Origin of the sequence: Deinococcus sp. YIM 134068, assembly GCF_036543075.1 — a bacterium.
Lineage (GTDB): Bacteria > Deinococcota > Deinococci > Deinococcales > Deinococcaceae > Deinococcus > Deinococcus lichenicola.
This window is the reverse complement of the sequence record NZ_JAZHPF010000004.1, coordinates 13,196-38,505: the sequence shown is the minus strand read 5'-3', so window position 1 is coordinate 38,505 and position 25,310 is coordinate 13,196. Positions and strand designations below refer to the sequence as shown.

At 68.1% G+C, this 25,310-nt stretch carries 18 protein-coding genes and 1 tRNA gene; 14 read left to right on the top strand and 5 right to left on the bottom strand.

The window, feature by feature from the left end:
• Window positions 1-252 precede the first annotated feature (252 nt).
• Entirely contained in the window at window positions 253-2,757 is a 2,505-nt protein-coding gene (locus V3W47_RS05840) for a G8 domain-containing protein (RefSeq protein WP_331824248.1), read from the top strand.
• Window positions 2,758-2,867: 110 nt separating this feature from the next.
• Here the strand turns inward: V3W47_RS05840 and V3W47_RS05835 are convergent.
• Window positions 2,868-2,941, bottom strand: a tRNA-Gln gene (locus V3W47_RS05835).
• Between the two features lie 269 nt (window positions 2,942-3,210).
• Between V3W47_RS05835 and V3W47_RS05830 the strand changes: the two genes are divergently transcribed.
• On the top strand, window positions 3,211-4,980 hold the full coding sequence (locus tag V3W47_RS05830; RefSeq protein WP_331824247.1) for a 30S ribosomal protein S1: 1,770 nt from the start codon (window positions 3,211-3,213) through the stop codon (window positions 4,978-4,980).
• Window positions 4,981-5,462: 482 nt separating this feature from the next.
• Here V3W47_RS05830 and V3W47_RS05825 read toward each other — a convergent pair whose 3' ends face one another.
• Window positions 5,463-7,700, bottom strand: coding sequence for a DNA internalization-related competence protein ComEC/Rec2 (locus V3W47_RS05825; protein WP_331824246.1), 2,238 nt, complete (start codon window positions 7,698-7,700; stop codon window positions 5,463-5,465).
• Window positions 7,700-8,080: a ComEA family DNA-binding protein gene (locus V3W47_RS05820; protein ID WP_331824245.1), complete on the bottom strand. Its 381-nt coding sequence runs from the start codon at window positions 8,078-8,080 to the stop codon at window positions 7,700-7,702. Before V3W47_RS05820 ends, V3W47_RS05825 begins: the two co-directional genes overlap by 1 nt.
• A 70-nt stretch (window positions 8,081-8,150) precedes the next feature.
• Between V3W47_RS05820 and yedA the strand changes: the two genes are divergently transcribed.
• From yedA to V3W47_RS05805, 3 genes are read left to right on the top strand one after another with little or no spacing between them, the layout of a single operon-like run.
• A complete protein-coding gene (gene yedA / locus V3W47_RS05815; protein ID WP_331824244.1) occupies window positions 8,151-9,056 on the top strand; it encodes a drug/metabolite exporter YedA in 906 nt (301 codons plus the stop codon).
• Between the two features lie 17 nt (window positions 9,057-9,073).
• Window positions 9,074-9,370, top strand: coding sequence for a hypothetical protein (locus tag V3W47_RS05810; protein WP_331824243.1), 297 nt, complete (start codon window positions 9,074-9,076; stop codon window positions 9,368-9,370).
• 33 nt (window positions 9,371-9,403) lie between these two features.
• Entirely contained in the window at window positions 9,404-10,507 is a 1,104-nt protein-coding gene (locus V3W47_RS05805; protein ID WP_331824242.1) for a DNA glycosylase AlkZ-like family protein, read from the top strand.
• Here the strand turns inward: V3W47_RS05805 and V3W47_RS05800 are convergent.
• Both V3W47_RS05800 and V3W47_RS05795 read right to left on the bottom strand, forming a co-directional pair.
• Window positions 10,480-11,496 carry a phosphotransferase family protein gene (locus V3W47_RS05800; RefSeq protein WP_331824241.1) on the bottom strand — a complete coding sequence of 339 codons (1,017 nt, stop codon included), beginning with the start codon at window positions 11,494-11,496 and terminating at the stop codon, window positions 10,480-10,482. The two genes, V3W47_RS05805 and V3W47_RS05800, sit on opposite strands and share 28 nt — an antisense overlap.
• On the bottom strand, window positions 11,493-11,768 hold the full coding sequence (locus V3W47_RS05795; RefSeq protein WP_331824240.1) for a hypothetical protein: 276 nt from the start codon (window positions 11,766-11,768) through the stop codon (window positions 11,493-11,495). Before V3W47_RS05795 ends, V3W47_RS05800 begins: the two co-directional genes overlap by 4 nt.
• Window positions 11,769-11,937: 169 nt before the next feature.
• Here V3W47_RS05795 and glmM point away from each other — a divergent pair, with 169 nt between their 5' ends.
• From glmM to V3W47_RS05750, 9 genes are all read left to right on the top strand, one after another.
• A complete protein-coding gene (glmM, locus tag V3W47_RS05790) occupies window positions 11,938-13,272 on the top strand; it encodes a phosphoglucosamine mutase (protein ID WP_331824239.1) in 1,335 nt (444 codons plus the stop codon).
• Between the two features lie 280 nt (window positions 13,273-13,552).
• Window positions 13,553-16,288 (top strand): DNA polymerase I, encoded by a 2,736-nt coding sequence (polA, locus tag V3W47_RS05785; protein ID WP_331824238.1) that lies wholly within the window; start codon window positions 13,553-13,555, stop codon window positions 16,286-16,288.
• Window positions 16,289-17,064: 776 nt separating this feature from the next.
• Complete coding sequence (locus tag V3W47_RS05780; protein WP_331824237.1) at window positions 17,065-19,206, top strand: TIM-barrel domain-containing protein; 2,142 nt, start codon at window positions 17,065-17,067, stop codon at window positions 19,204-19,206.
• A complete protein-coding gene (locus V3W47_RS05775) occupies window positions 19,203-20,420 on the top strand; it encodes an ABC transporter substrate-binding protein (protein ID WP_331824236.1) in 1,218 nt (405 codons plus the stop codon). The genes V3W47_RS05780 and V3W47_RS05775 overlap by 4 nt, the downstream gene beginning before the upstream one ends.
• A 108-nt stretch (window positions 20,421-20,528) precedes the next feature.
• Window positions 20,529-21,395, top strand: a complete 867-nt coding sequence (locus V3W47_RS05770; RefSeq protein ID WP_331824235.1) for a carbohydrate ABC transporter permease — start codon at window positions 20,529-20,531, stop codon at window positions 21,393-21,395.
• 65 nt (window positions 21,396-21,460) lie between these two features.
• Window positions 21,461-22,336 (top strand): carbohydrate ABC transporter permease, encoded by an 876-nt coding sequence (locus V3W47_RS05765; RefSeq protein WP_331824234.1) that lies wholly within the window; start codon window positions 21,461-21,463, stop codon window positions 22,334-22,336.
• 2 nt (window positions 22,337-22,338) lie between these two features.
• Window positions 22,339-23,181 carry an SDR family oxidoreductase gene (locus V3W47_RS05760; protein WP_331824233.1) on the top strand — a complete coding sequence of 281 codons (843 nt, stop codon included), beginning with the start codon at window positions 22,339-22,341 and terminating at the stop codon, window positions 23,179-23,181.
• Window positions 23,181-24,620 (top strand): glucuronate isomerase, encoded by a 1,440-nt coding sequence (uxaC, locus tag V3W47_RS05755; protein WP_331824232.1) that lies wholly within the window; start codon window positions 23,181-23,183, stop codon window positions 24,618-24,620. The genes V3W47_RS05760 and uxaC overlap by 1 nt, the downstream gene beginning before the upstream one ends.
• A 366-nt stretch (window positions 24,621-24,986) precedes the next feature.
• Entirely contained in the window at window positions 24,987-25,274 is a 288-nt protein-coding gene (locus tag V3W47_RS05750; protein WP_331824231.1) for a hypothetical protein, read from the top strand.
• Window positions 25,275-25,310: the final 36 nt, after the last annotated feature.

Genomic DNA, 25,310 nt, shown 5'->3' with positions numbered 1-25,310 from the left:
AGGTCAGCCGGGCACACTTTACTTTTTAAAGCGATGAGGCCTGAAGTATAAAAGTTTGGGCGAAAATCTATACAAGTTTATTGGAGGATGAGAGCCGACCGGGCAGGCTACGACGGAGGAGGCTTTTCTACAATCCACACAACGTTTTCTATAACTCTTACAATTTTCTTACAACAAATGCCCTAGCCGTCATTTAAGTTTTCAACCAATTCTTCACAGACAGTTCATTCCTGTGTATGTCATTAAGCACACGTGAAGAAACGCGCGATTGCCGGTTCGTTGTTGACGCTGCTTCTGCTGGCCTGCGCCAGCACCTCCGGGACACCAGAGGGGGAGACGGGCACCCACGTCCATTCGGGCGGCTCGGCCCCGACGGTGGAGGCGAGCGCCGTGACGGTGCGGTGGTCGAACGCCTCCACCTGGGGTGGGAAGGTGCCCGCCGAGGGGGCGAGCGTGACCATTCCGGCGGGCAAGATCGTGCTGCTCGACGTTTCGCCGCCGCGCCTGGGGAGCGTGACGATCCCGGCTGGGAGTGCGCTGGTCTTCGAGGACGGTGCCGACCGGGAGCTGCGAACCGACTGGATCATGGTGCATGGGGGACGGCTGGAAATCGGCACCGAGGCGCAGCCCTTCACCCACCGGGCGACGATCACCCTGACGGACGCCCGGCCCGGCGAGAACGTCATGGACATGGGCGACAAGTTCATCGGGCTGATGGGGGGCGGCACCCTGGAGCTGCACGGTCAGCCGAGGTTGAGCTGGACGCGCCTCGCCGCGACGGCACGGGCGGGTCAGGCGGCGCTGACGCTCACGGAGACACCGAACTGGAAGGGGGGGGACACCATCGTCCTGGCAAGTACCGACTTCGATCACACGCAGGCAGAGACGGCGGTGGTGGCGGGCGTGAGTGGCACGACCGTGACGCTGACGGCTCCTCTAAAGAACGGGCACTACGGCGAGGTCCACACCTTCGCGGGGCGCACGCTGAGCGAGCGAGGTGAGGTGGGCCTGCTCTCGCGCAACGTGACCGTTCAGGGCGAGAGTAGCTCCAGCGCGGGCGGCTTCGGCGGGCACGTCATGATCATGGGCGGCTCGCGGGCACGGGTTGAGAACGCGCAATTCACCCGCATGGGGCAACTCGGCATCAATCGGCGTTACCCCCTGCACTTTCACATGCTCGGGGACGCGAGCACGTCCTACGTCAGGAACAACAGCCTGCACGGCCTGTTCAACCGCTGCGTCACGATTCACGGCACGAACAACCTCACGGTGCGGGGCAACGTCGCCGCCGGCACGGTGGGCCACTGCTTCTTCCTGGAGGACGGTGCCGAGGTCGGCAATGTGCTGGAGAACAACCTCGGCCTGAGCACGAGGAACGCCGCCGCCGGGAAGGCGGTCTTGCCAAGCGACCGGGGCGTGCCGGGCGCGGCGACCTACTGGGTCACAAACCCCGACAACACCCTGCGCGGGAACGTCGCGGCGGGCGGGGACGGGACGGGCTTCTGGTACGGCCTGCCACAGAACCCGACCGGGCTGAGCGCCACCACCAGCATCTGGCCGCGCCGCACGGCCCTGCGGCTGTTCAAGGACAACGTGGCCCACTCCTACGTCGAGCGTGGGCTGAACGTGGACGACGGCCCCCGCCCGGACGGCACCATCGAGACGGTCTACCACGAGGCGCGCGTGAATCCCGCCGATGAGAAGTCAGAGGGCGTCACCACCGTGTTTGAGAACTTCACCGCCTACAAGAACCGCAGCCACGGCGTCTGGCTGCGCGGCAGGAATCACGTCCTCAAGAACGCCACGCTCGCGGACAACGGCATCGGGGCGACCTTCGCGAGCTTCGACACCACCTTCTCGGGCGGGCTGGTCGTGGGCGAGACGGCCAACGTCGGCCAGACACACAACTGGGAGACGGTTGGCCTGGGCGGACGCAGCCTGCCCCGGCACTGGGACCCGAGCTTCCCCATTCGCGGCTACGAGTTCTACGACGGGCGCGTGGGTGCCGAGGGCGTGGTCTTCGCCAACTTCCAGCCCAACACCCAACGTCCGGCTTCGGCGCTCGGCTTCGTTCGCAAGAACCACTTTCCGGTCAGCCCGCGCAATTGGGCGCGTGGCCTGACCTTCGTGAACGCCACTCCGGTGTACCTCGAAAACCCCAGTGCCGAGAGCGACGGCGATCAGGCCGCCGTGTTCCTCGACACCGACGGCAGCGTGACGGGCACCGCCGGGCGCTACGTGACCGCCAGCGCGCCCCTGCTGTGGGACGCGAGCTGCGGGCACCGGGCCGCCTGGAACGCCTACGTGTGCGACAAGCCCTACGGCAAGGCGTGGTTTGAGGACGTTTCGGGGAGCGGGGCGGGCAAGCTCACCGTGACCCGGACGGACGGGGCGAACGTGACGTTCGCGGGCGTGCCGGGACGCCGCACCTACGTCTCCTCGGCGCTGCCCGCCCAGGCACACTATGCTCTGCGCTACGAGCGGGGAGCACCCAACCGCCTGCGTATCGGGCTGGACAACCGAGCTGTGGGCAACTGGCTGCGGCTGACCCTGCCGTTCACGGGCGAGCCGTACATCTACCGCGATTGGTGGATCGACAGCCGGAGCCGCCTCAAAAAGGTCACGCCAGCTCAACTGGACGCCACCCAGGGCGACAGCTACGCCCTCGTGAACGGCACCCTGTACCTCAAACTCCAGGTGCAGACGGGCCGCGAATGGGCCGTCCTCGACGTGTGTAAGCAGGACCTCTGCCGCTAGGCTGACCCCGCCGGGGCCGTGTGCACATGTGCGTGTGCGCGGCCCCAACAGGACGGAACGCGCCGCAATGAAAAACCCCGCCCGAAGGCGGGACTTTTTCTCTGGTTTTCTGGCTGGGGCACAAGGACTCGAACCTTGATTAACGGTGCCAGAAACCGACGTCCTGCCATTAGACGATGCCCCAACATCTGCTCTGGCGGCTCACGCCTTCTGAATGGGTGAGCGTGAGGGAGTATAGCCGCGCCTTCTCCCGCCGTCAATCACCGCGCGGCCCCTCCTCATCACAGCGCGAGTGACAAAACTCATTGAATGTCGATTGGACCGCGTGCAAGCCGTGCTTGCCCCCCCTGGACGGGTGGTGCTAGAGTGTGGTGTTGCCGCGCTCCAGCGCAGGTACAGGATATGTGGAGCCGGGCGCGTGAAGTGCCGGGCACCCAGGAGGAGCAGGAGTTCATGGAAGACCAGACCCAGACCCCCGTCGCAGATGGCGGGACCACTCAGCCCACGCCGGGCACCGAGCAGACGGACGCCCCGCAGATCAGCGTTGCGCCCGTGACCCAGGCCGCCCCCACCCAGGCAGGCGGCAGCGACGACCGCGACTACCCTGCCATGACGATGGAGGACGTGCTCGCCAGCGAGGCGACCGAACACCAGTCGGTCAGCCGGGGCGACATCGTGGACGGCACCGTCGTGTTCATCGGGAACGAGGGCATCGCCGTGGACGTCGGCGCGAAGGTGGAGGGCACCATTCCCCTCAACCAGATCGCCGAGGAGCCGGTGACGCTGGAAGAAGCCCAGGCGATGTACAAGCCCGGCGACAAGATCGAGGCGTACGTCGTGCGGGTGGACCTCGCCAACAGCCAGATCGTCCTGAGCAAGAAGCGGGCCGATCAGGACAAGGGCTGGCGCGTCCTGGAGCGGATGCAGGAGCGCGACGAGGCTTTCGAGGTCGAGGTGCTGGAGAAGGTGCGCGGGGGCCTCGTGGCGCAGGTCGAGGGCATCCGGGCCTTCCTGCCCGCCTCGCAGGTGGACACGCGGCGGGTGAACGACCTCGATCCCTACGTCGGCAAGCCCCTGATGGTCAAGCTGATCGAGCTGAACCGCAAGCGCAACCGCGTGATCATCAGCCACCGCGCGATCATGGAGGCCCAGAAGGCCCAGGCGCGCGAGGCGACGGTGAACAAGCTCCTTCCCGGTGCCACCTTCGAGGGCGAGGTCGTCGAGATCACCGACTTCGGGGTGTTCGTCAACCTGGGCGGCATCGACGGGCTGGTGCACCGCAGCGAACTGACCTATGGCCGCTTCAATCACCCGCGCGACGTGGTGAAGGTGGGCGACAAGGTGCAGGTGCAGGTTATCGACGTGGACGAGGGCCGCGAGCGCATCAACCTCTCGATGAAGTCGCTGACCCAGGACCCCTGGGAGGGCGCGGTCGAGAAGTACCATATCGGCCAGCGGGTGAAGGGCAAGGTCACGAACCTGACCAACTTCGGTGCCTTCGTGGAGCTGGAGAGCGGGCTGGAGGGCCTCGTCCACGTCAGCGAGATGAGCTGGACCAAGCGTGTGCGTCACCCCAACGAGGTGATGAAGGAAGGCGACGAGGTCGAGGCCGTCATCCTGCGGATCGACCCCAAGGAGCGGCGCATCTCCCTTGGCATTCGCCAGACCACGGACGATCCGTGGAGCGCGCTGCCCGACCGCTACCCGCCCGGCACCCCCGTCAAGGGCAAGATCACGGGCATGACCGACTTCGGCGTGTTCATGGAGATCGAGGAGGGCATCGAGGGCCTGATCCACATCAGCGAACTCGACACGCAGCGCGTGAACAACCCCGCCGACCTCTTCAAGAAGGGCGACGAGATCGAGGCCGTGATCCTCAACATCGATCCCGTGGAGCAGCGCGCCAGCCTCTCGCGGCGTCGGGCGCTGGGCGGCGGCGGCCCGGTGCGCGACTACGTGAGCCAGGGCGGCGGCACCCGCAGCGACCGGTACAGCGGTGGCGGCGGCGGGCAGGGCGGTGGACGCAGCGGTGGACGCGGTGGCCGGGGCGGTGGGGCGGACTACGCCTTCAACGCCAAGGACGCCTCGCAGGGCGGCGGCAAGATCAGCACGAAGCTGGGCGACGTGTACGCCGACCTCTTCGCGCAGTTCGGCCTCGGCAGCGACAAGAAGGACGACGCCAAGACCGAGGGCGCTGGGGACGAGGCAAAGCAGGGCGAGTAAGTCTCAGCCCACCAAGCAGGCCCGCTGGGAGCGATTCCGGCGGGCTTCCTTTATAGGCGTTCCGCCAAGAGGGCTTGCAAACGACGTATTTCGGCAATGAGGGATAGAATGTCATCACGTGCACGAGCAATAAAGACTACGTTTTCGTCAAACTCCTCTTCAAGCGCGAGAGCAGGACTTTGCAGACATGTGATAGCTATTACGTCCCCACAGTCAATTTTGCCCTCAGCAGGAAGTTTCTTACCGCGTCCATGATCTGCGTAGACGCCATCTAGCTGCTTCCCTCATGGGGTACGGCCTACGTACACTGCACCCTGATACAGAGCGTCATCTGTGAAAATGACGTGCCAGGGACCAGAGGTCGTGTTCTTCAATCTGGCTTCGATGACACCTAACTCGTCATCTGTCATCTGTCATCAATCTCAGCTTGCGCCTCGATGCCTCTCCGGGCAAGCTCGCGCGTCTTTACCCTTCTGTCCTGCTCAGGGCAGCTGCCAGCGCACGGTCCCTCTCTGGTCAGTGCGCCACACCCGCGCCCCCGCCTCAGCGACTCGCGCCAGAACGTCGGAGTGGGGGTGGCCATAGGTGTTGCGGCCCACGCTCACCAGCACGTCGGCGGGCGTGCTCTCGCGCAGAATGGCCGAACCCGTACTGTGGCGGCTGCCGTGGTGCGCGGCCTTGAGGAGGTCGAGGTCGCCGACGCCCAGCCGCACCTCCATCCCGGAGGAGAGGTCGCCCAGCAGGGCGGCGCGGAAGCCGGGCGACTCCACGGTGAGGGCGACGCTGTTCTCGTTGTCCTCGGGCTGCCACGCGCCCTGCGGGGGCCACAGGACGGTGAGCGTCACGTCCTCCGCCGTCACCCGGTCGCCGCGCCGGACCTCGCGGACGGGCACGCCCTCCTCACGGGCGACGGTGAGGAGCGCCGTCAGCACGGGGTCATCCGTCTTGGGCTGACCGATCCAGAGTTCACCGACCGGGAGGGAGCGGAGGACGGCGGAGAGGCCCTCGATATGGTCGGTGTCGGCGTGGGTTGCAATGACGGTGGAGAGGCTTCTGACCCCCAATGCACGCAGGGCGGGGACGACCGTCCGCCCGCCCACGTCGTAGTCGCTGCCCACCGAGCCGCCGCCGTCCACGAGGACGCTCAGGCCGGGGGCGCGGACGAGGGTGCTGTCGCCCTGGCCGATGTCCAGAAAGACCAGCTCGCGGGTGGGCCGCAGCAGGCCGGGCAGGAGGGTTAGGAAGGCACACGCGAGCAATGTGCCCAGCGCCACGGGTGCCCGGACGCGGCCCCGCAGCCACAGCACGCCCGCCAGCGCGGCGACCGCGTAGGCGACGAGACCCGCCGGGCCGATGGCACCCCACGTCAGGACTGGGGCACGCCCGAACAGCTCCACCACGCCGAGCAGGGCGGAGGCGAGCAGGCCGTTCGCCCAGTTCACGACGACGGCGAGCGGACCGAGCAGCCCCGCCACAAAGCCCAGCGGCACGAGCGCCGCCATGATGACGCCCGCGACGAGGTTGGCGGGCAGGCCGACGAGCGGAAGCTGCCCGAACGTCCCCGCGATGACGGGCAGGGTGGCGAGTTCGGCGAGGACCGTGGCGACGAGCGCCAGCCGCAGCCACAGCGGCCACCGTGCCGGGAGCCGCGCCGCCGCCTGCCCTGACAGGGTGAGACCGAGCACGGCCAGGAAGGAGAGTTGAAAGCCCACGTCCAGCAGCCACAGCGGGAAGGGCAGCAGGCAGGCGACGGCGGCGAGGGCGATCACGGCGAGGGGATCGGGTTTCCCTCGCCCGATGGCATAGGCGAGGAGGACGGCCATACCCATCAGCACGGCGCGGAGGATGCTGGGGGACACGTTGACGAGGGCGAGGTACGGAATCAGGAAACCGGCGGCCAGCCCGTACCGCCACCCCAGCGGCACCCGCAGCCACATCAGCAGCCCGATCACCGCGCCCGTGAGCAGGGCGACGTTCTGACCGCTGAGCGCCATGAGGTGCGAGAGACCTGAGCGGGCGAAGGCGTCGCGCACCGAGTACCCTTCCTCGAAGTCCTCACGCCCGATATCGCCCCGGTCGCCGAGTTCTATTGCCTGCATCAGGGCCGCCTGCCGCTGGCCCAGCCCGGCGGTCAGGCCACGGCGGAACCAGCCGCGCATCCCGCCCTCCGGCGTACTCGTCTTCACCCGCGCCCCGACGAGCACGGTCGTCGGCGTGGGCACCAGCAGCCCGCCCTGCCCGCGCAGCCACGCCGCCTGATCGAAGCCGCCCGGCACGTCCCGCCCCTCCGGACGCACGAGGCGACCGCTCAGGACGACCCGGCCCGGTGGCACGCGCGGTCTGGGCGACACGGCCACCCGCGCGGGCGGGTCCGAGAGGCTCAGGAACTGGCCGTCCCAGTCGCCCGTCAGGGTGACGAGCGCGCCGACCCACGGGGCCATGTGGTCGGGCTGGGCGGCGTTCAGGCGTTGTGACCCGAACCCGAGGCCCGCCCCAACGAGCGCGAGGAGGGCCAGCGCCGCCCGACCGTCCAGCACGATGAGGACCACGCCGAGCAGGACGGCGAGAACGCCCCACCCAACGCCCAACCCGAGCAGGATGCCGCCGATCACGCCGCAGGCGAGGGGGACGGGCCACGCGAGACGGCCCGAGGTGGCGCGCGTCGGGCTGACGCTCTGCGGCCTCACACCAGCACCGGATGTGGCGTGTCGGCCCACCATCAGAAGGTCACGAGCGGCGTGAGGGTGGCGAGGGCGGACGGCCCGATCCCGCTCACCCGGTCCAGGTCGGCGAGGCTGTGGTAGGGCCGCCCCGCCACGATCCGCGCGGCGAGGGCCGGGCCAACCCTGGGCAGCGCCTCCAACTGCTCCTGAGAGGCGGAGTTGAGGTTGATCTTGCCCGAGATGAGCGGCTTCACGCTCGCCGTGGTGGGGTACTCGGGCGCGGCGACCGGCTCCCCGGCGGCGGGTGAGGGCAACTCGGCACGGGTCACGACGGGTGCCCGCGTCTGGGGCAGGGCGACGGGGCCGAGGGCGAACGCACCGACGGTCAGCACGCCGCCCGCGAGAAGGAGAGTCCAGTGGCGCTCGGAAATCGACACGCGCGCCAGTGTAGGTCGGGGCCGCCGGGCGCGATGCGGCAAATCCGTCCCACGGACCTATGCTCTTCGGGTGTCCCCCACCGCCGCCCGCGCTCCCGGTTTGACGCCCACCGTTCTGCTCTGCCTCGGGCTGGTGTATGTCGTGTGGGGCAGCACCTATTTCGGAATCAAGGTGGCGATTGAGAGCCTGCCGCCGCTGGGGATGCTCGCCCTGCGCTTCCTCGTCGCCGGGGCGCTGATGTACGCCTTCCTGCGCTGGCGGGGCGTCCCCGCACCGACCCGGCGGGAGTGGGGCGCGAGCGCCGTCGTCGGGCTGCTGCTGCTGGGGGGCGGCACGGGCCTCGTCACGCTGGCCGAAAGGGACGCGAGCAGCAGCGTCGCGGCGCTCGTCCTCGCCGTCTCTCCCCTCTTCGCCGCGCTGTTCGCCCGGCTGTGGGGCGAGCGCACGGGCGGGCGCGAGTGGCTGGGCATCGGCGTTGGTTTGGTCGGGATCGCGCTGCTGAACGTGGGGGAGTTGCGGACGACACCGCTCGCCGCGCTCCTCCTTATCCTCGCGCCGCTGTGCTGGACGTTCGGAAGCCAGTGGTCGCGGCACCTGCCCCTCCCCGCCGGGCTGATGGGCAGCGCCGCCGAGATGCTGACGGGCGGGGTGCTGCTGGGGCTGCTCAGCCTCCTGTTCGGGGAACGCTGGGGTATGCCGACCGCCGCGAGCCTGGTTGCCCTCGTCTACCTCACCCTCTTCGGGAGCGTGGCCGCGTACAGCGCCTACATGTACCTCGTGGCGCACACCCGCCCGGCCCTCGCCACGAGCTACGCCTACGTCAATCCGGTCGTGGCGGTCCTCCTCGGCGTCGGCCTGGGCGGCGAGACGCTGACGGCTCTCGGCTGGGTCGCCGTCGCGGTCATCCTGGCGGGCGTGGTGCTCGTCGTGTGGCCGAGAACGGGGATCGAAACCGGGAAGGCCGAGCGCGCCTGAGCCGTACAGTGGGCGGCATGAACCTCTCCGTGCGGCTGGCCGAGACGGTCCTGACCCTGGGCGTGCACGCCACGCAGGGCGAGACGGTGCCCACCCCGAGCGGGACGCTCACGCCCGTCTCGCTCGTCGTGTTCGGCGTGGGGGCGGGCGGGGACGCGGGAGAGAACGGCGGCGGTGGGGGCGGCGGCGTGAGCGTTCCCCTCGGGGCGTGGGTGAGCGACGGGCAGGGCACGCACTTTCAACCGAACACGGTGGTGCTGGCGTCGGTCGCGCTGACTGGCCTTGCCGGAATCGTGAGGGCGTGGCGGCGGTAGGTCGGGCCTGGCCTTCACGCTACCTTGCGCTCCATGCCCGACCACCCCTTCCCCCTCTCCCCCGCCGGGGTGAGGGCCTTCGCCTTCCGAACACTCGGGCCACGCACGTCGCTCGCGGTGGCGCTGGGCCGGATGGGTTTCTTGCAAGCCGATCCCATCCGCGTCCCGGCCCGCGCGCAGGACCTCACGCTCATGCAGAGGGCGCGCGGCTACCGGGCGGGCGACCTGGAGCGGCTGTATCCCGCGCTGGGCATCGAGGAGGACATGCTGCCCAACTACGGCTTCGTGACGCGGGCGGTGCAGGCCCTCCTCCACCCGCGCGAGGTCGGGGAGAGCCGTCTGGAACATGAGCACCCCGAGTTGCTGGACACCGTGCGGGCGATGGTGTCGGGGCGGGAGGAGGTTCACCCGCGCGAGGTGGCCGCCGCGCTGGGCCGGGGCCGGATGGTCAACGCCTGGGGCGGTCAGTCGGCGGCGACGACGCGGGCGCTGGACCTCCTCCACCGCCGGGGCGAGGTGCGGGTGACGCGGCGGCTGGGCGGCGTGCGGCTCTACGGCCCGGCTCCCCACCTCGCGGCGTTGCGGGCGGCTCCCCTCACCACCGCCGAGCGCGTGCGTGGGGCCGTCCACCTTCTCGCCGCGTTGTATGGGCCGCTGCCGGAGGCGAGCCTCGGCTACCTCGTCAGCCTGTCGCGCTTCGGGCTGCCACACTTATCCGGCGAGTTGCGCGCGGCGCTCAGGGTGGCGGTCAGGGAGGAGCTGACGGGCACGCGGGTGGACGGCGTGCGGTACGTGTGGCCCGCCGAGTGGGACGCGGGCGCGTTGCCCATTCCTCGCGGCGTGCGGATCGTCGGGCCGTTCGACCCCCTCGTGTGGGACCGCCGCCGCTTCACGCTGCTGCACGGGTGGACGTACCGGCTGGAGGCGTACACACCCGCCGCGAAACGGCAGTTCGGCTACTACGCGCTGCCCATCTTTCAGGCCGAGCGCGCGGTGGGCTGGGCGAATCTGCGGGTGGAGGGTGGAGAGTTACGCGCCGACGTGCAGTTCGTGCCCGGCGTACGGGAGACAGTGGCGCTGAGGAGAGGGCTGGAGGCGGAGTTGGACCGTTACCGGGTGTTTCTGGGCGTGGGTTGAACGACCTCCTGCCAAGCCAGCGCCACCCGCTCCAGAGCGTTTCGCACCCCGCTCCCCGCCTCCCGCCGGGCCTGCCGCGCCGTACTCAACACGTTCAGGGCGAGACCCGTCCGCTCCTCGGCGGCGAGTTGCGAAGGCATGAGGGCGTGGCCGTGCGCGGCGAGTTCGGCCCGGTACGCCTCCCGCAGTTCCGGGCCGAGGCGGATGCGGTCGGGCGCGTCCAGGCGGACATGGAGCAGGTGCGCGAGGTCCTCCCCGAGCGGCGAGCCGTGCGCCTGCCCGTAGTCGATCAGGATGGGCGGGCCGCCGTCTTTCGGCCACAACACCTGCCCCGCGTGCAGGTCGCCGTGGGCCAGCGTGACGCCGCGTGTGGCGGCGAGCAGGTCGGGCAGAGCGCGGGCAGCCTCCTGAACTGCCCGTCGCTCAGCGTCCGTCCAACTTGGGCCGAGGTCGGCGGCGACCCGCTGAGCATGACGCACGGCGCGGGCCGCGTCCCACTCCCAATCTCCTGTGAGTTCCGGTCGATTCAACCAGAAGGCGTGGTGGCGGGCGAGGAGGCGCGCGATTTCCAGCAGGGCCGCCTCCCGCGTGGCATCCGTCCCAAAGGCACCCCACCCCGTCGTCGTGTCCGTGAGGTCGCGGGTGAGGAGGTGAGCGCGCAGGCCATCCGGGTCGAGGGCCGCGTGGAGCAGCGGCGCGTGCGGCACGGGCGAGCGGGGCGCGAGGTCGCGCAGGTAGGCGGCCTCCCGCGCCAGCCGCCGGAACGCGCGGGCGTCGTGCCATCCGGCGGGAAGGTACTTCAGGAAGAGGGGACCGTGAGCGGAGGCGTACCGGGCGAAGGCCGCCCCCTCCCCCACCCACGCCTCCACCCGGCGACGCGGGCCGGGAAAGGCGGCGCGCAATTCGGCGGGCCACACACGGGAGGAGACGGCGGGACCGTCCCCGCGCAGGGCGTCCCGCCAGTCTTTTAAGGTATGGCCCAGTCTCAAACGAAGAGCGCGAACAGCCCGACCACCGAGCCGCCCGCGAGCGCCGCCCCGACGAGGAAGACGCCGAGGCAGCCCAGGCCGCTCCGGCGCTTCACCTGACGGTAGTGCCCGCCCCCGACGAAGCGCCCCCGGTGGCCGCTGCTGTGGCTGTGGCCCACCACGCCGCCGAGAAAGCCGCCCCGGTGCCCGCTGCTGCTGCGGTGCCCCCCGAACACGCCACGACGCTTGCCGCTGCTACTGAACGAAAAGGAGCCGCCAGAAAATCCACTCATGCCCCAGGTTACGCGACGGCAGAGCCAGGAGTTCCGGAAGGGTTCGTCCCTGAACGCAAGATTGAGAGACAGTTTCGACGTTCCCAGGAGAACAAAAGACGCCGCCTTCCAGCCCCTCCCCCCATGAGCGTCATACACACGGCACTCACGGGGGTACACTGACGACACGATGAGCGAGCGGAAGTATTTCGGAACGGACGGCGTGCGCGCGGTCGCGGGTGAGTTCCCGTTGACGGCGGCGTGGGTGATGACGCTGGGCGCGGCGGCGGGCGAGGTGCTGCGGCGGCAGAATCCGCATCCCAGCGTGGTGATCGGCAAGGACACCCGGCAGAGCGGCGACATGCTGGAGGCGGCCCTCGCGGCGGGGCTGACGAGCCGGGGCGTGAACGTCGTCCACGTCGGGGTCTTGCCCACGCCGGGCGTGAGTTACCTCACCCGCCACCTCGGGGCCGACGCGGGCGTGGTCATCAGCGCCTCACACAACCCGTACCAGGACAACGGGATTAAGTTCTTCGGCAGGGAGGGCGGGAAACTCAGCGACGCCACCGAGCATGAGATCGAGGCCGCGATAGACGAGGTGGAAACCCTCGCTCCCGTGACGGGCGTGGACCTCGGCTCGGTCACGAACTACGCGGAGGCCGAGCGGCTGTACGTGAATTTCCTGCGCTCGCACGCCCCCGACCTCACAGGGCTGCGGGTGGCGCTCGACTGCGCGAACGGGGCGGCGTACCGGGTCGGCCCACGGGTCTTCCAGGCGGCGGGGGCGGACGTGTTCGCCGTGTACACCACCCCCGACGGGCGCAACATCAACCGGGGCTGCGGCAGCACGCATCTGGATCACCTCAAGCAAATTGTGCAAGGCGGCGACTACCACCTCGGCGTGGCCTTCGACGGCGACGCGGACCGGGCGCTGTTCGTGGACTCGCGCGGGAACGAGGTGCAGGGCGACCACATGCTGCTGCTGAACGCCCGCGCCCGGCAGGACCGGGGCGTGGTGACGACCCTGATGGCGAACATGGCGCTGGAGGTCAAGTTGCGTGAGGCGGGTATTCCTCTGGAGCGCACCGCCGTCGGCGACCGCTACGTTCACGAGCGGCTGCACGAGCGGGGCCTGACCCTCGGCGGCGAGCAGAGCGGGCACGTCCTCTTCCTCGACGTGTCGCCCACCGGGGACGGCGTGCTGACTGCGCTGCTCACCCTGGGGGCCATGAGGAAGCTCAGCACCACACTGGACGAACTCCACGACGAACTCGTGATGTTCCCGCAGACGCTGAAGAATGTCCGCGTCGGCGACAAGAAGGCCATCGCCCGCGACCTGGAGGTTCAGGCCGCCGTCGCGCAGGCGGAAGCCCGCCTTCAGGGCCGGGGCCGCGTCAACCTGCGTCCCAGCGGCACCGAGAACCTGATCCGCGTCATGGTGGAGGGTCCCGACGAGGCGGAGATTCATGAGGTCGCCGGGGCGCTCGCGGCGGTCGTGGAGGAGCGGGGACGGGTGGGAATTTAGGTCTGGCAGACGGCTGTTTTTGCTCCCTCTCCCCTCGTGGGAGAGGGCTGGGGTGAGGGGGCGTGTGACCAACTCCACCGCAAGAGCAGGCCTTCTCCCTCCCCGTTAGCCTGGACGCCAGGCCCGCTTCACCCCCTCCCGGCCTCCCCCCTCAAGGGAGAGGAGCAAAACCACAGCTCCACAAGCCAGTCTCTACAAGCCACGTGCCACACGCCACACGCCCTCATCAATCCGTCATCCCTTCCCCTCCCCGCCCGCCGCCCCTCCGTAGAATGCCTCCATGACTGCCCCCGTCCCCTCGCCCGATACGCTCGTCCTGATAGACGGGCACGCGCTGGCCTTCCGCTCGTATTTCGCGCTGCCGCCGCTGAGCAGCAGCAAGGGCGAGGCGACGCACGCCATCCTCGGGTTTCTGCGCTTCACGCTACGGCTGGCGCGGCAGGCGTCCAACCAGATCATCGTGGTGTTCGACCCGCCCGTGAAAACCTTCCGGCACGAGCAGTACGAGGGCTACAAGTCGGGCCGCGCGCAGACGCCCTCGGACCTGCCCGGCCAGATCGACCGCATTCGGGAGGTCGTGGACGCAATTGGTTTTCCCCGGCTGGAGGAACCCGGTTTCGAGGCCGACGACGTGATCGCCTCGCTGACCCGCATGGCCGAGGGCAAGGGCTTTCAGGTCCGCATCGTGACCTCCGACCGCGACGCCTACCAGCTCCTCGACGACCACGTGCGGGTGATCGCCAACGACTTCGCCCTGATCGGGCCGGACGAGGTGCGGGAGAAGTACGGCGTGACCGTGCGGCAGTGGGTGGACTACCGCGCGCTGACGGGCGACGCGAGCGACAATATCCCCGGCGCGAAGGGCATCGGGCCGAAGACGGCGGCGAAGCTGCTCCAGGAGTACGGCGACCTCGACACGGTGCTCGCCCGCGCGCAGGACGGAAGCCTCGAACCGAAGGGCACCCGCGAGAAGCTCCTCGCCTCGGAGGCCGACGTGCGCTTCAGCCGCGACCTATCGCGGATGGTGACGGACCTGCCGCTGAAGGTGGAACTGGGGGCGTTGCGCGGCGCGGGCGATCCGGCCCGGCTGGAGCAACTGCTCGACGAACTGGAACTCGTCAGCCTCAAGCGGGAGCTGACCACGCTGGGACAGCCCGCGCCGGAGATCAGCGAGCCGGACCCCACCCCGCAGGAGGCCCCCGCCGAGATCGAGGTGGGCGAGTGGCGCACCCCCGGCGAGGGCGTGACGTGGGGCTTCGTGCTGTCGCGCGAGGACGACCTGACCGCCGACCTGCTCGCGGCGGCGACCTACGACGGGCGGGTGGCGCGGGTGGCCCCCGTGGAGGAGCGACCCCACGAGGCCGACGGGGCGATGGCCGTGCTGCAAGCCGCCTCACCCGAGGCACCGCTTCTCCAGGACGGGTCGGAGGAGACGCGCCCCCTCACCAAAGCCGAGCAGAAGGCGGCGGAAAAGGCGAGGAAGGCCGCCGAGAAAACCGCACAGAAGGCCGCCGCGCTCTTTCCCCCCACCGTCTCCGACGCCGAGTTCGTCGGGCAGCGAACGGTGACGGCGGCGGGCGCGAAGGCGCTGGCGGCGCATCTCAGCGTGCGCGGAACCGTCGTGGAGCCGGGCGACGACCCCCTCCTCGCCGCCTACCTCCTCGACCCGGCGAACACGAACATGCCCACGGTGGCCGAGCGGTATCTGAGGGTGACGTGGCCCGCCGACGCCGCCGGACGCGCGGTGATGACGCGGCGGCTGCTGGACGAACTTCCTGCTCAACTCGATGAACCGCGCCGCAAACTCTACGAGGAGATGGAAAAACCGCTCGCAGGCGTGCTTACCCGCATGGAGGTGCGCGGCGTCCGGCTCGACAGCGAGTACATCCGGGGGCTGGCGGGGGCGACGACCTCGCGGATTCAGGAGTTGGAGGCCGAGATTTACCGCCATGCCGGGCGCGAGTTTCCCATCCGCAGCCGCGACCAACTGGAGGCCGTGCTGTACGACGAACTCGGCCTCGCCACGGGCAAGAAGACGAAGCTGACGGGCAAGCGGTCCACCGCCGTCTCCGCCCTCGAACCCCTGCGCGACGAGCATCCCATCATCCCGGCGCTCCTCGAATACCGCGAGCTGGAGAAGCTGCGCGGCACGTACCTCGATCCCCTCCCCAACCTCGTGAACCCGCGCACGGGGCGGCTCCACACCACCTTCGCGCAGACGGCGGTGGCGACGGGGCGGCTGAGCAGCCTGAACCCCAACCTCCAGAACATCCCCATCCGCTCGGAGCTGGGCCGCGAGATTCGCAAGGGCTTCGTCGCGGACGAGGGCTACGTGCTCCTCAGCGCCGACTACTCGCAGATCGAGCTGCGGCTGCTCGCGCATATCGCCGACGATCCCCTGATGCAGCAGGCGTTCCGGGAGGGGGCCGACATCCACCGCCGCACCGCCGCGCAGGTGCTGGGGCTGGAGGAGGCGACGGTCAGCTCCCAGCAGCGCCGCGCCGCGAAGACGGTCAACTTCGGCGTGCTGTACGGCATGAGCGCCCACCGCCTGAGCAACGACCTCTCCATCTCCTACAGCGAGGCAGCGTCCTTCATCGACATCTACTTCAGCACCTACCCGGGCATCCGGGGCTACATCGAGCGCACGCTGGAGTTCGGGCGCGAACACGGCTATGTGGAGACGCTGTACGGTCGCCGCCGCTACGTGCCCGAGCTGAAGGCGCAGAACCGCAACGTGCGCGAGGCCGGGGAGCGGCTGACCTACAACATGCCCATTCAGGGCACCGCCGCCGACATCATCAAGGTGGCGATGGTCCAGCTCGACCGCGAATTGGAGGCCCTGGGTGCCCGCCTCCTGCTGCAAGTCCACGACGAACTGCTGATCGAGGTGCCGGGGGACCGGGTGGACGAGGCGAGCCGCCTCACCCGCGAGGTGATGGAGGGCGCGGCGCGGCTCAGCGTGCCCCTCGCCGTGGAGGTCGGGGTGGGGCCGAACTGGTACGACACGAAGTGAGGGCGGGAGTTGGCGGGGGCGTGGCCCCACGTCCAGCCCCACCTCATCCTCACCGACCTGCTCGATCTGATCGGTCGAGTGGGACCGGACCGCCGCGTTCCTTATAACTTGTCTTGTTGTTGGGCATTCAAAGCAGGTTCGGATGTGTTGAATTGACGCTTGTCCACGACGGCCTGTCTGCCCTCGGCATTGTAAACGCGGATGAGTGTGCTGATCGCACTCCGAGAAAACCTCATGACCTCGCAGCGTGGACGACGAGCATGGCCGCGTCGAGGACGAGTTGCACCCGTCCCCCTTCCCGCAAAGTCGCAAAGTCGGCGGGGTCCCCAGCCGTTCGCCCTGAAGCGCGGCGAGGAAGGCGGGGAAGAGGAAGGCGCGGGCCATGCCCACATGCGCCTGCCCCCACAACTTCCCTGCGCGGCGTTTTCCTCGGATGGGGCACAGCCTTCCCTGTCGACCACCTCAAACCACCCATCCAGCCGCCACCCGCCGGACCAACAAACCTATCGATATCGGGATCGTCCCAGTGCCCCATGCAAACCGGACAGCCCGTCGTTCAGAGGCCGGGAATGTGCCCCGTTGATTGACAGGGCCAATGGCTTTGGCTACAGTATAGGGAACCGGTTTCCTGAAGTTGAACGGCTCAGCCTCTGCTGAAGCCCCTCCTCTCGCCCCGACTGTGAGGCAAGCCCATGTCTGCCCAGGCTCCCACCCGACCCCGCCCTCTGACGGCTGCCTTTCTCCAGCCCCGGCATGAACGGCTCACACCCTGGGCTATGCGGGTCACTCTGGGAGAGGGCGGCCCACTCCCCGAATCGCGTCTCCTGCACCTGAACGAGGACGGCCCGGCAGAACTGACCGTCAGTGTGCAGGACAGTCCCTACGCACTCCAGTGGGCCTATCAGGAACAGCCTTTCCTGGAAGATCATCCCGAGCGAGCCTACGTATGGACGCGCGACGGAAACATACGGCACACCCGTGTGCAGGCACCGGAGGACCTCACCTTCGGGGTCGGCGAGGTCAGCGGCCCGCTTCAGAAGAATGGACGGCGTTACACCCTGACCCCCAGAGACGCCCTGGGGTACGACCCGGAGACGGGCGACCCCATGTACAAGCACTGGCCGGTCATCGTGACCCGGCGGGGTGAGGTGTGGAGTGCCCTCATCTACGACCAGCCTCAGCCCATGACCATCGACTGCGGCTGCGAGCGGCACGCCTACAACGGCTTTTACACGTTCACGGAAGTGCAGGGCGACTGGCTGCGCTACGTCGTGGTGGCGGCGGCGACGCTCCCTACCCTGCTCACGCGCCTGACCACTCTCCTGGGCCGCCCGGACATGCCGCCGCGCTGGTCGCTGGGGTATCTGGCCTCCAGCATGGCCTACACGGACGCCCCCGACCCGGTGTCGGCCCTGCTCGGGTTCGCGGCGGAGGTGCGCCGCCGGGACGTGCCCTGCGACGGGATGCACCTCTCCAGCGGGTACTCCATGCACGACGGGAAGCGCTTCGTGTTCGAGTGGAACCGCCAGACTGTTCCCGATCCCGAGGCGTTGATCGCGGGCCTGCATCGGCAGGGCATCCGCACCATCGCCAACATCAAACCGGCGCTGCTGCTGGAGCACCCCAAATACGCCACGCTCCAGGAACAGGGGGCCTTTCTCCGGGACGAAACGGGCGAAACGCAGGTCGCCATGTTCTGGGGAGGGGACGGCTCATGGCTGGACTTCACGAATCCGGTCGCCCGTGAGTGGTGGCAGACCCAGGTCCGCACGGAGGTTCTGGAGCGCGGGATCGATGGGGTGTGGAACGACAACAACGAGTTCGCGCTGGACGCCCCGATGTTCGGCGTGGATGGGCGGCCCACCTTCCCGAGCGAGCAGATTCTGGGCATGGCGACCGCCTCCGCCGCCGCGCAGCGTGAGCAGTCGGCCCGGACCCACCTGCGCCCCTTCCTGATTACCCGCTCGGCCTCGCTGGGGACGCAACGGCTGGCCCAAACGTGGTCGGGCGACAACCTCACCAGCTGGAAGAACCTGCGGTTCAACACGTCCATCGGCCTGGGCCTGGGGCTGAGCGGGTATGCCAGCAACGGGCACGACGTGGGCGGCTTCGTGGGGGACGCGCCGGGGGCCGAGCTGCTGCTGCGCTGGATTCAGCACGCGGTGGGCTATCCGCGCTTTTCCATCCACTCGTGGAAGAATCCGCCCACCGAACCCTGGAGCCATCCGGAGGTCGAGGACGCCGCCCGTGAGGCCATCCGCCTGCGCTACCGTCTCCTGCCCTACCTGTACAGCCTGTTCTGGGAACACACCCGGACCGGCGCGCCCATTCAACGCCCGCTGATGTACGAGTTCCCCGACCTCATGCACGATCCGGGGTTCGACGCGTTGCTGGGGCCGTTCCTGCTGTTTCCCCAGGTGGGTGAAGGGGAGCGGCAGATTACCCGAACGCTGCCGGGGGCGTGGTACGACTTCCACGGCGGGCCATGCCTCAGCGGCACCTTCACCGCGCCGGCCCCGTTGGAACGGACGCCGCTGCTGGTCCGCGAAGGTGCCATCGTGCCCGTCGGCCCGGTCATGCCCTCTATCAGTGCGGAACTGGACACCGAACGCACGCTGCTGCTGTACCCCGGCCAGCACAGCGAAACCACCTTCACGCTGTACGAGGACGACGGGCTGACGCTGGCACATCAGCACGGTGCCTCCACCGCCATCCGCTTCACCTTCCGCTGTGACGACGCCCTGGAACTGCACAGCGAGGTGCTGCACGCTGGCTACCGGCCCCGCTTCGACCACATCCGCGTATCCCTCGCCGTGCCTGACGGGCGTCCCCTGACCTTCACGGGGGACCTGACGGCAAGTCAGGCCGCCCCCGATCCCTTCATTCTGCCCTTCCCAACTCCCAAGGAGGATGTATGAGACGTTTCGCCGCATTGCTCGCCGCGCTGTCCCTCGCCAGTGCCCAGGCCAAGACCGACCTTCAGGTCGTGTGGTTCACGGAGGCCCCGGCAGAGCAGACCATTTTCGACAAGTACGTCCTGATGTACGAGAAGGCCAACCCGGACGTGGATGTGAGCGTCACCTACGTTCCCTTCCAGCAGCTCACGCAGAAACTGCAACTGATGGTGGCCGGGAAAACTCCGCCGGACGTGGCCCGTGTGGTCACGGCGAACATCGCGGAGTTCGACCCGGTGGCGTCCGATCTGGGCAAGTACACCAACGGGACCACCTTCGCCAATCAGTTCCTCTCCTCACAGGTGCCCTACATCAAGAAGGGCAACCGCGTGATCGGGGCACCGCTCGACGTCACCGCCAACGGGCTGTTCTACAACAAGGACTGCTTCAGGGAAGCCAAGGTGGCCGTCCCGACCAATCCCCTGCGCCCGTGGACCTGGGCACAGTGGCGTCAGGCCCTGGAAACGGTGACCAAGAACAGCAAGTGCCGCTTTGGCCTGAGCTTCGATTACACGACCCTGCGGTTCAGCACCATGCTGTACCAGGCCGGTGGGCGCTACCTTGATGCCAGTGGCAAGAAGATGGCGGTGAACACGCCGCAGTCGGAGCGCGCCATCGACTTCTTCGCCGACATGGTCAAGGATGGTCTCATTCCCAGGAGCCAGTGGCTGTCCGGCGAGGACCCCTCCAGCCTGTTCAAGAGCGGACTCAGCGCCATGTACATGAGCGGCAACTGGAACCTCACGCAACTGAGCCAGGTCAAGAATTTCCAGTGGGGTGTGGCTCCGCTGCCCAAGGACAAGATTCGCAGCACCGTGCCCGGCGGCAAGTTCCTGATGGGGTTCAAGGACAGCAGGAACCCGGCGGAGGGCGCGAAGTTCATCCAGTGGCTCACCGGCAAGGACATCAACATCGCCTTTTCCAAGGACAACATGACCCTCTCGGCCCGCAAGGACGCCAGGGGCGTGAAGTACGGCACCTTCGACGATGAGATCGCCATCTACCAGAGCGACCTGAGCATCACGCCCAGTTACGTGGGCAGGGACTGGTCGAATCCCGCCATGGCGAAGATCAACACGTTCATCCGCGACCAGATCGTCAAGGTGCTGCTGGGCCAGCAGACCAGCAAGCAGGCGCTGGAGGCCATCACGGCAGAGGGCAACAAGAACCTGAAATAAAAACGGGAAGCGCGGGAAAGCCGCCAGCTTTCAGCCGTCATTCGCCTGCACCACCGGCCAGGGCTGAAAGCTGAGCGCTGTCCTGGCGTTGTCCCGCTGGAGAAGCCCGTGAACTACCGCACCCGCAAAGGTCTCGTCCCCTACCTGTTCGTGGCCCCAAATACCCTGATTTTCAGTCTGTTCGTGCTGCTTCCCATGATCTACGGCCTGGGCTTCTCGCTCTTCGACGGGAACTTCACCACCGGGCTGGGAAACTTCGTCGGGTTGCAGAACTATCAGGAACTGCTCCAGGACGGTGCCTTCCTTCGCGCCCTGCTCAACACCCTGTGGTACGTGGGCGCGGTGGTGGTCATGGTGGTGGTGCTGAGCCTCGCGCTGGCGCTGATGCTCAAGGAAACCACCCTGGCGAGTTCCATCGCCCGCGTGGGGTTCTATCTGCCGGTCATCCTGTCGCCCGTGGTGGTGGGCGTGGCGTGGCGCTGGATGTTCGGAACGGAACTCGGCATCATCAACGCCCTGCTCACCATGACGGGCGGCAGCCCGATCCCCTGGCTCACGGACGTGACCTGGGCGCGGGTGCTGGTGACCCTCGCCAGCGTCTGGAGCATGACCGGGTTTTACATGGTGCTGTTCATCGGCGGGCTGAACACCATTCCCACCGACATGTACGAGGCGGCAGAGGTGGACGGGGCCAGCCCCGCGCAGCGTTTCTGGAAGATCACCGTGCCCCTGCTGGTGCCGACCACCATGCTGGTGACGATCCTGGCGACCATCAACGCCTTCAAGGCCTTCGAGATCATCCTGGTCCTGACCAGCGGCGGTCCCGGCGACAGCACCAAACTTCTGGTGCAGAACATCTACCAGAGCGCCTTTGAGGGTGGAAACCCCAGTTACGCCAGCGCCCAGTCGGTGGTGCTGTTCGCGGTGCTGATGCTGCTGACCTTCGTCCAGACCCGGATCGCCAGAGAAGACTGAGGGAGGCGCTGAGACTGCGGCGCTCTCCTTCCCTTTCCCGTGTTCCCACTGTTCAAGGAGTCCACGTGACGGTTCCTGCTACTGCCGTTCCCACCGAAGCGCCCCGCGCCGTGCTGCGCCGATCGAGGCGCAAGAAAAACCCCCTGTGGCAGGTGCTGGCGCTGCTGCTGGCCGTGTTCTTCCTGCTGCCGGTGATCTGGGTGGTCCTCTCCAGCTTCAAGTCCGGTGCGGAGCTGTTCGCCTTCCCGCCGACTCTGCTCCCCACGGAACCCACCCCGGCCAACTACCAGAATGCGCTGACGACCGGGAATTTCGGCCTGTACGCCAGCAACAGTCTGTTCGTCGCGGTCATGAGTACGCTGCTGGCCCTCTTCACCAACTCGCTGGCGGCCTTCGCGCTGGCGAAGTACCGCTTCAAGGGCCGGGGGTTTCTGTTCCTGCTGACGCTGGCGACCATCATGATTCCCCTTCAGGTCATCATGGTGCCGATCTTTCTGGTGCTGCGGCAGATCGGCCTGACAGACTCGCTGTGGGGCATCATCATTCCCCCTGCCGCGACGCCCACCGGGGTCTTCCTGCTGCGCCAGTACATGCTCAGCATTCCCGACGAGATTCTGGAGGCCGCCCGCGTGGACGGCGCGAGCGAGTGGGGTATCTACTGGCGCATCATCCTGCCGCTGAGCATCCCGGCGCTGGCGACCCTGGCGATTTTCAGTTTCACCTGGCGCTGGAACGACTTCGTGTGGCCCTTCATCGTGCTGACCAGCGAGAACAAATCGACCCTGCAACTGGCGCTGGCGCGGCTGGTGGGCCAGTTCGGCGTGGACTGGAGTACCCTTCTGGCCGCTACCGTGATCACGATGCTTCCCATGCTGGTGGTGTTCCTGCTGTTGCAACGCTACTTCCTGAGCAGCACTACGGCGGGCAGCGTGAAGGGTTAACCGTGAGCGGTCTTCTCACAGAGCAGATGCTGGAGGGTCAGCGGGCGGTCGTCACGGGCGGCAGCGGCATCCTGGGGCGTCGGCTGGCGCTGGCCCTCGCGGAGGACGGGGCCACCGTCTATGTGGGCGGCACCCGGGAGGAGAGTGCCCGGCAGGCCATCGACGCCGTTCTGGAGGCCCATCCACAGGCCCAGGACCTCCGCCCCCGGCTGCTGCCCCTGGCCGTCAACGTTCTGGACCCCGCCTCCCTGCACGCGGCGGCCCGGCGGACCGAGGAGGAGGGCGGCACCGACATTCTGGTCAACGCCGCCGGGGGGAACCGACCCGAAGCGTCGGTGGGACCGGAGCAGGAGTTCTTCGACCTCGACCTCCTGGCCGTCGACGAGGTGATTCGCCTGAACCTGACCGGAACCCTGGCGGCCACCCAGGCGTTCAGCCGGGGGATGACCGGGCGGGGCAGGGGGTCTATCGTGAATATCGCCAGCATGTCGGGCCTCCGGCCACTCACGCGGGTGGTGGGGTACAGCGCCAGCAAGGCCGCGCTCCTCAACTTCACCCAGTGGCTGGCGGTGGAATTCGCCCAGAAGTACGGTCCCGGCCTGCGGGTCAACGCCATCTCGCCGGGATTCTTCCTGACCGAGCAAAACCGTTACCTGATGCTGGGCGAGCAGGGCGAGCCGACCGAGCGGGCGCGCCGCATCCTGGCCCACACCCCGCAGGGGCGGTTCGGCGTGCCGGACGATCTCGTGAGTGCCCTGCGGTGGCTGGTGTCTCCGCACAGCGCGTTCATCACCGGGACGAATATTCCGGTGGATGGGGGCTTCAGCGCCTTCGGGGGCGTGTGATGGCCCGCACCTGGGAGGTGCCGGAAACCTTCTTGTTCGGCCCGGACAAGGCCCAGAAGGAGGTGGCCCTGGACCTCTATTCCAGTGTGGAGGGACTGGGGATCGTCGCGCCACACGGTCACGTGAATCCGGGGCTGCTGGCCGACCCGCAGGCGCGCTTTCTGCATCCGCACGACCTGTTGGTCAAGCATGACCACTACCTGTTCCGGCTGCTGTACAGCCGGGGCGTCCCGCTCGAGGCCCTCGGCGTGGGGCAGGAGGACTACGATGCCCGCGCCGCCTGGCAGACCTTCTGCACCCACTTTCACCTGTTCGACGGCACCCCCAGCGGGCTGTGGCTGCGGCTGGAACTCACCCGGCTGTTCGGCGTCACCGAGAAGCCCTGCGCCGCGAACGCCGGGGCCATCTACGAGCAGATCGACGCCCTGCTGAACACGCCGGACTTCACTCCCCGTGCGCTCTACCGGAGGTTCGGCCTCGAGGTGCTGGCGACCACCGACCCCGCCACGGCTGACCTCTCGCAGCATGCCAGGGCGCAGGCCGACGGCTTCAACGTGGTCCCCACGTTCCGGCCCGACGCGGCGCTGCACTTCGCCCGCCCGGACTGGCGCACGAACCTTCAGGCCCTGGAGCAGTGCGGCGGTCGGTCCATCGAGCGGTACGCCACCCTGCTGGACGTGCTGCGTGAACGCCGGGCGCAGTTCAAGGCCCACGGCGCGAGGGCCAGCGACCATGACGCGGCGCAGGTGAATCTCGCCCCGTTGTCCGGCGGCGAGGCGGAAAAGCTCTTTGACCTGGCGTTAGGGGGACAGCTCACCCCCGAGCAGGCGTACCGCCTGGAAGGTCACGCCCTGTTCGATCAGGCCCGGCTGAGCGCGGAGGAGGACGGCCTGGTCATGCAGCTTCACCTCGGCTCGGTACGCAACCACAACCCGCTGCTGTTCCGCCGGTACGGGCCGGACATGGGCAGCGACATCCCGCAGCGGGTGAACTGGACGGCGGGACTCAGGGACCTGCTTGCGGCCTTCGGGAACCACCCGAACTTCCGCGCCATCCTGTTCACGCTGGACGAGAGCACCTACACCCGCGAACTCGCGCCGCTGGCCGGACATTACCCCGCCCTGCGGCTCGGACCGCCCTGGTGGTTTTTCGACAGCGTGCTGGGCATCGAGCGGTATCTGGACGCGGTGACGGAAACGGCCACGCTCCACAACACGGCGGGCTTCAACGACGATACCCGCGCCTTCGCCAGCATTCCCGCACGGCATGAGGTCTGGCGGCGCACGGTCGCGAACTGGCTCGCCCGGCAGGTCCTGCGCGACATCCTGGACCTCGAGGAGGCGCGGCACCTGGCCCGGCTGACCGCCAGAGAACTCGCCTTGCAGGCCTACAGGTTCGACTCGCCGGTCGTGGCACCGGTCCTGGCCGCGTCGACGTGACATGTTGCGACAGACGCGCTGCCCACCCCCAGACCCCTCCGTTCCTGAACTGCATCGAGAACTCGCTGATGGTCGCCTCGCCGTGCGCCAGTGGCCCGGTCTCTGAATGAGAGCGGCGACCCCACGCCCGGTGTAGTCAGGTCCGGGGGTCGTCTTTCGCCTTCCCATGGCTGATGGTTGACATGCTGTGACAGGCGGGGCACTCGGTCATCCCGGCATGACGCCACGTTCACGCGGCCTCTCCCCTTCAGGCCCGTCCCGTCACCGCCTCGCCTTGACCAAATTCAGGTCCTGATGGGCGAAACTGTCCTCACGAGATTTCTCTGAATCAGTCCTCCAGACGGAGGGGCTAGAAAGGAGTGACACATGACGGACGACGCGAGGGCGGTCATGGACGGGGTGAGGGGCAGCACCGAGGACCCCCCGCAGCATGCGGGAGCACTGGAGGAGTCGGGCGGTGCCGGCACCGTCTCCGCCCCCAGGAGCGCACTGACACCCGGAGAGGTCGGGGCCGCTTCGGCTCAACCTGACGACACCCTGGGGAACACAGAGGCGGTCACGGCGGACATGGATGCCTGGACCACAAGCACCGAGCGTGAGAAGGAGTTCCTCACGGGTGCTGATGAAGGAGTCACGGGCACGAACGACCGCTGAGACCGTGTTCCAACCGTCCCGTTCCCCACGGGGGAA

Bases quoted from the DNA above. Each gene is read 5' to 3' on its own strand.
- V3W47_RS05775 (WP_331824236.1), top strand. From the start codon at position 19,203: ATGAGACGTTTCGCCGCATTGCTCGCCGCGCTGTCCCTCGCCAGTGCC.
- V3W47_RS05830 (WP_331824247.1), top strand. From the start codon at position 3,211: ATGGAAGACCAGACCCAGACCCCCGTCGCAGATGGCGGGACCACTCAG.
- uxaC (WP_331824232.1), top strand. From the start codon at position 23,181: ATGGCCCGCACCTGGGAGGTGCCGGAAACCTTCTTGTTCGGCCCGGAC.
- glmM (WP_331824239.1), top strand. From the start codon at position 11,938: ATGAGCGAGCGGAAGTATTTCGGAACGGACGGCGTGCGCGCGGTCGCG.
- V3W47_RS05810 (WP_331824243.1), top strand. From the start codon at position 9,074: ATGAACCTCTCCGTGCGGCTGGCCGAGACGGTCCTGACCCTGGGCGTG.
- V3W47_RS05825 (WP_331824246.1), bottom strand. From the start codon at position 7,700: ATGGTGGGCCGACACGCCACATCCGGTGCTGGTGTGAGGCCGCAGAGC.
- V3W47_RS05750 (WP_331824231.1), top strand. From the start codon at position 24,987: ATGACGGACGACGCGAGGGCGGTCATGGACGGGGTGAGGGGCAGCACC.
- polA (WP_331824238.1), top strand. From the start codon at position 13,553: ATGACTGCCCCCGTCCCCTCGCCCGATACGCTCGTCCTGATAGACGGG.
- V3W47_RS05805 (WP_331824242.1), top strand. From the start codon at position 9,404: ATGCCCGACCACCCCTTCCCCCTCTCCCCCGCCGGGGTGAGGGCCTTC.
- V3W47_RS05780 (WP_331824237.1), top strand. From the start codon at position 17,065: ATGCGGGTCACTCTGGGAGAGGGCGGCCCACTCCCCGAATCGCGTCTC.
- V3W47_RS05795 (WP_331824240.1), bottom strand. From the start codon at position 11,768: ATGAGTGGATTTTCTGGCGGCTCCTTTTCGTTCAGTAGCAGCGGCAAG.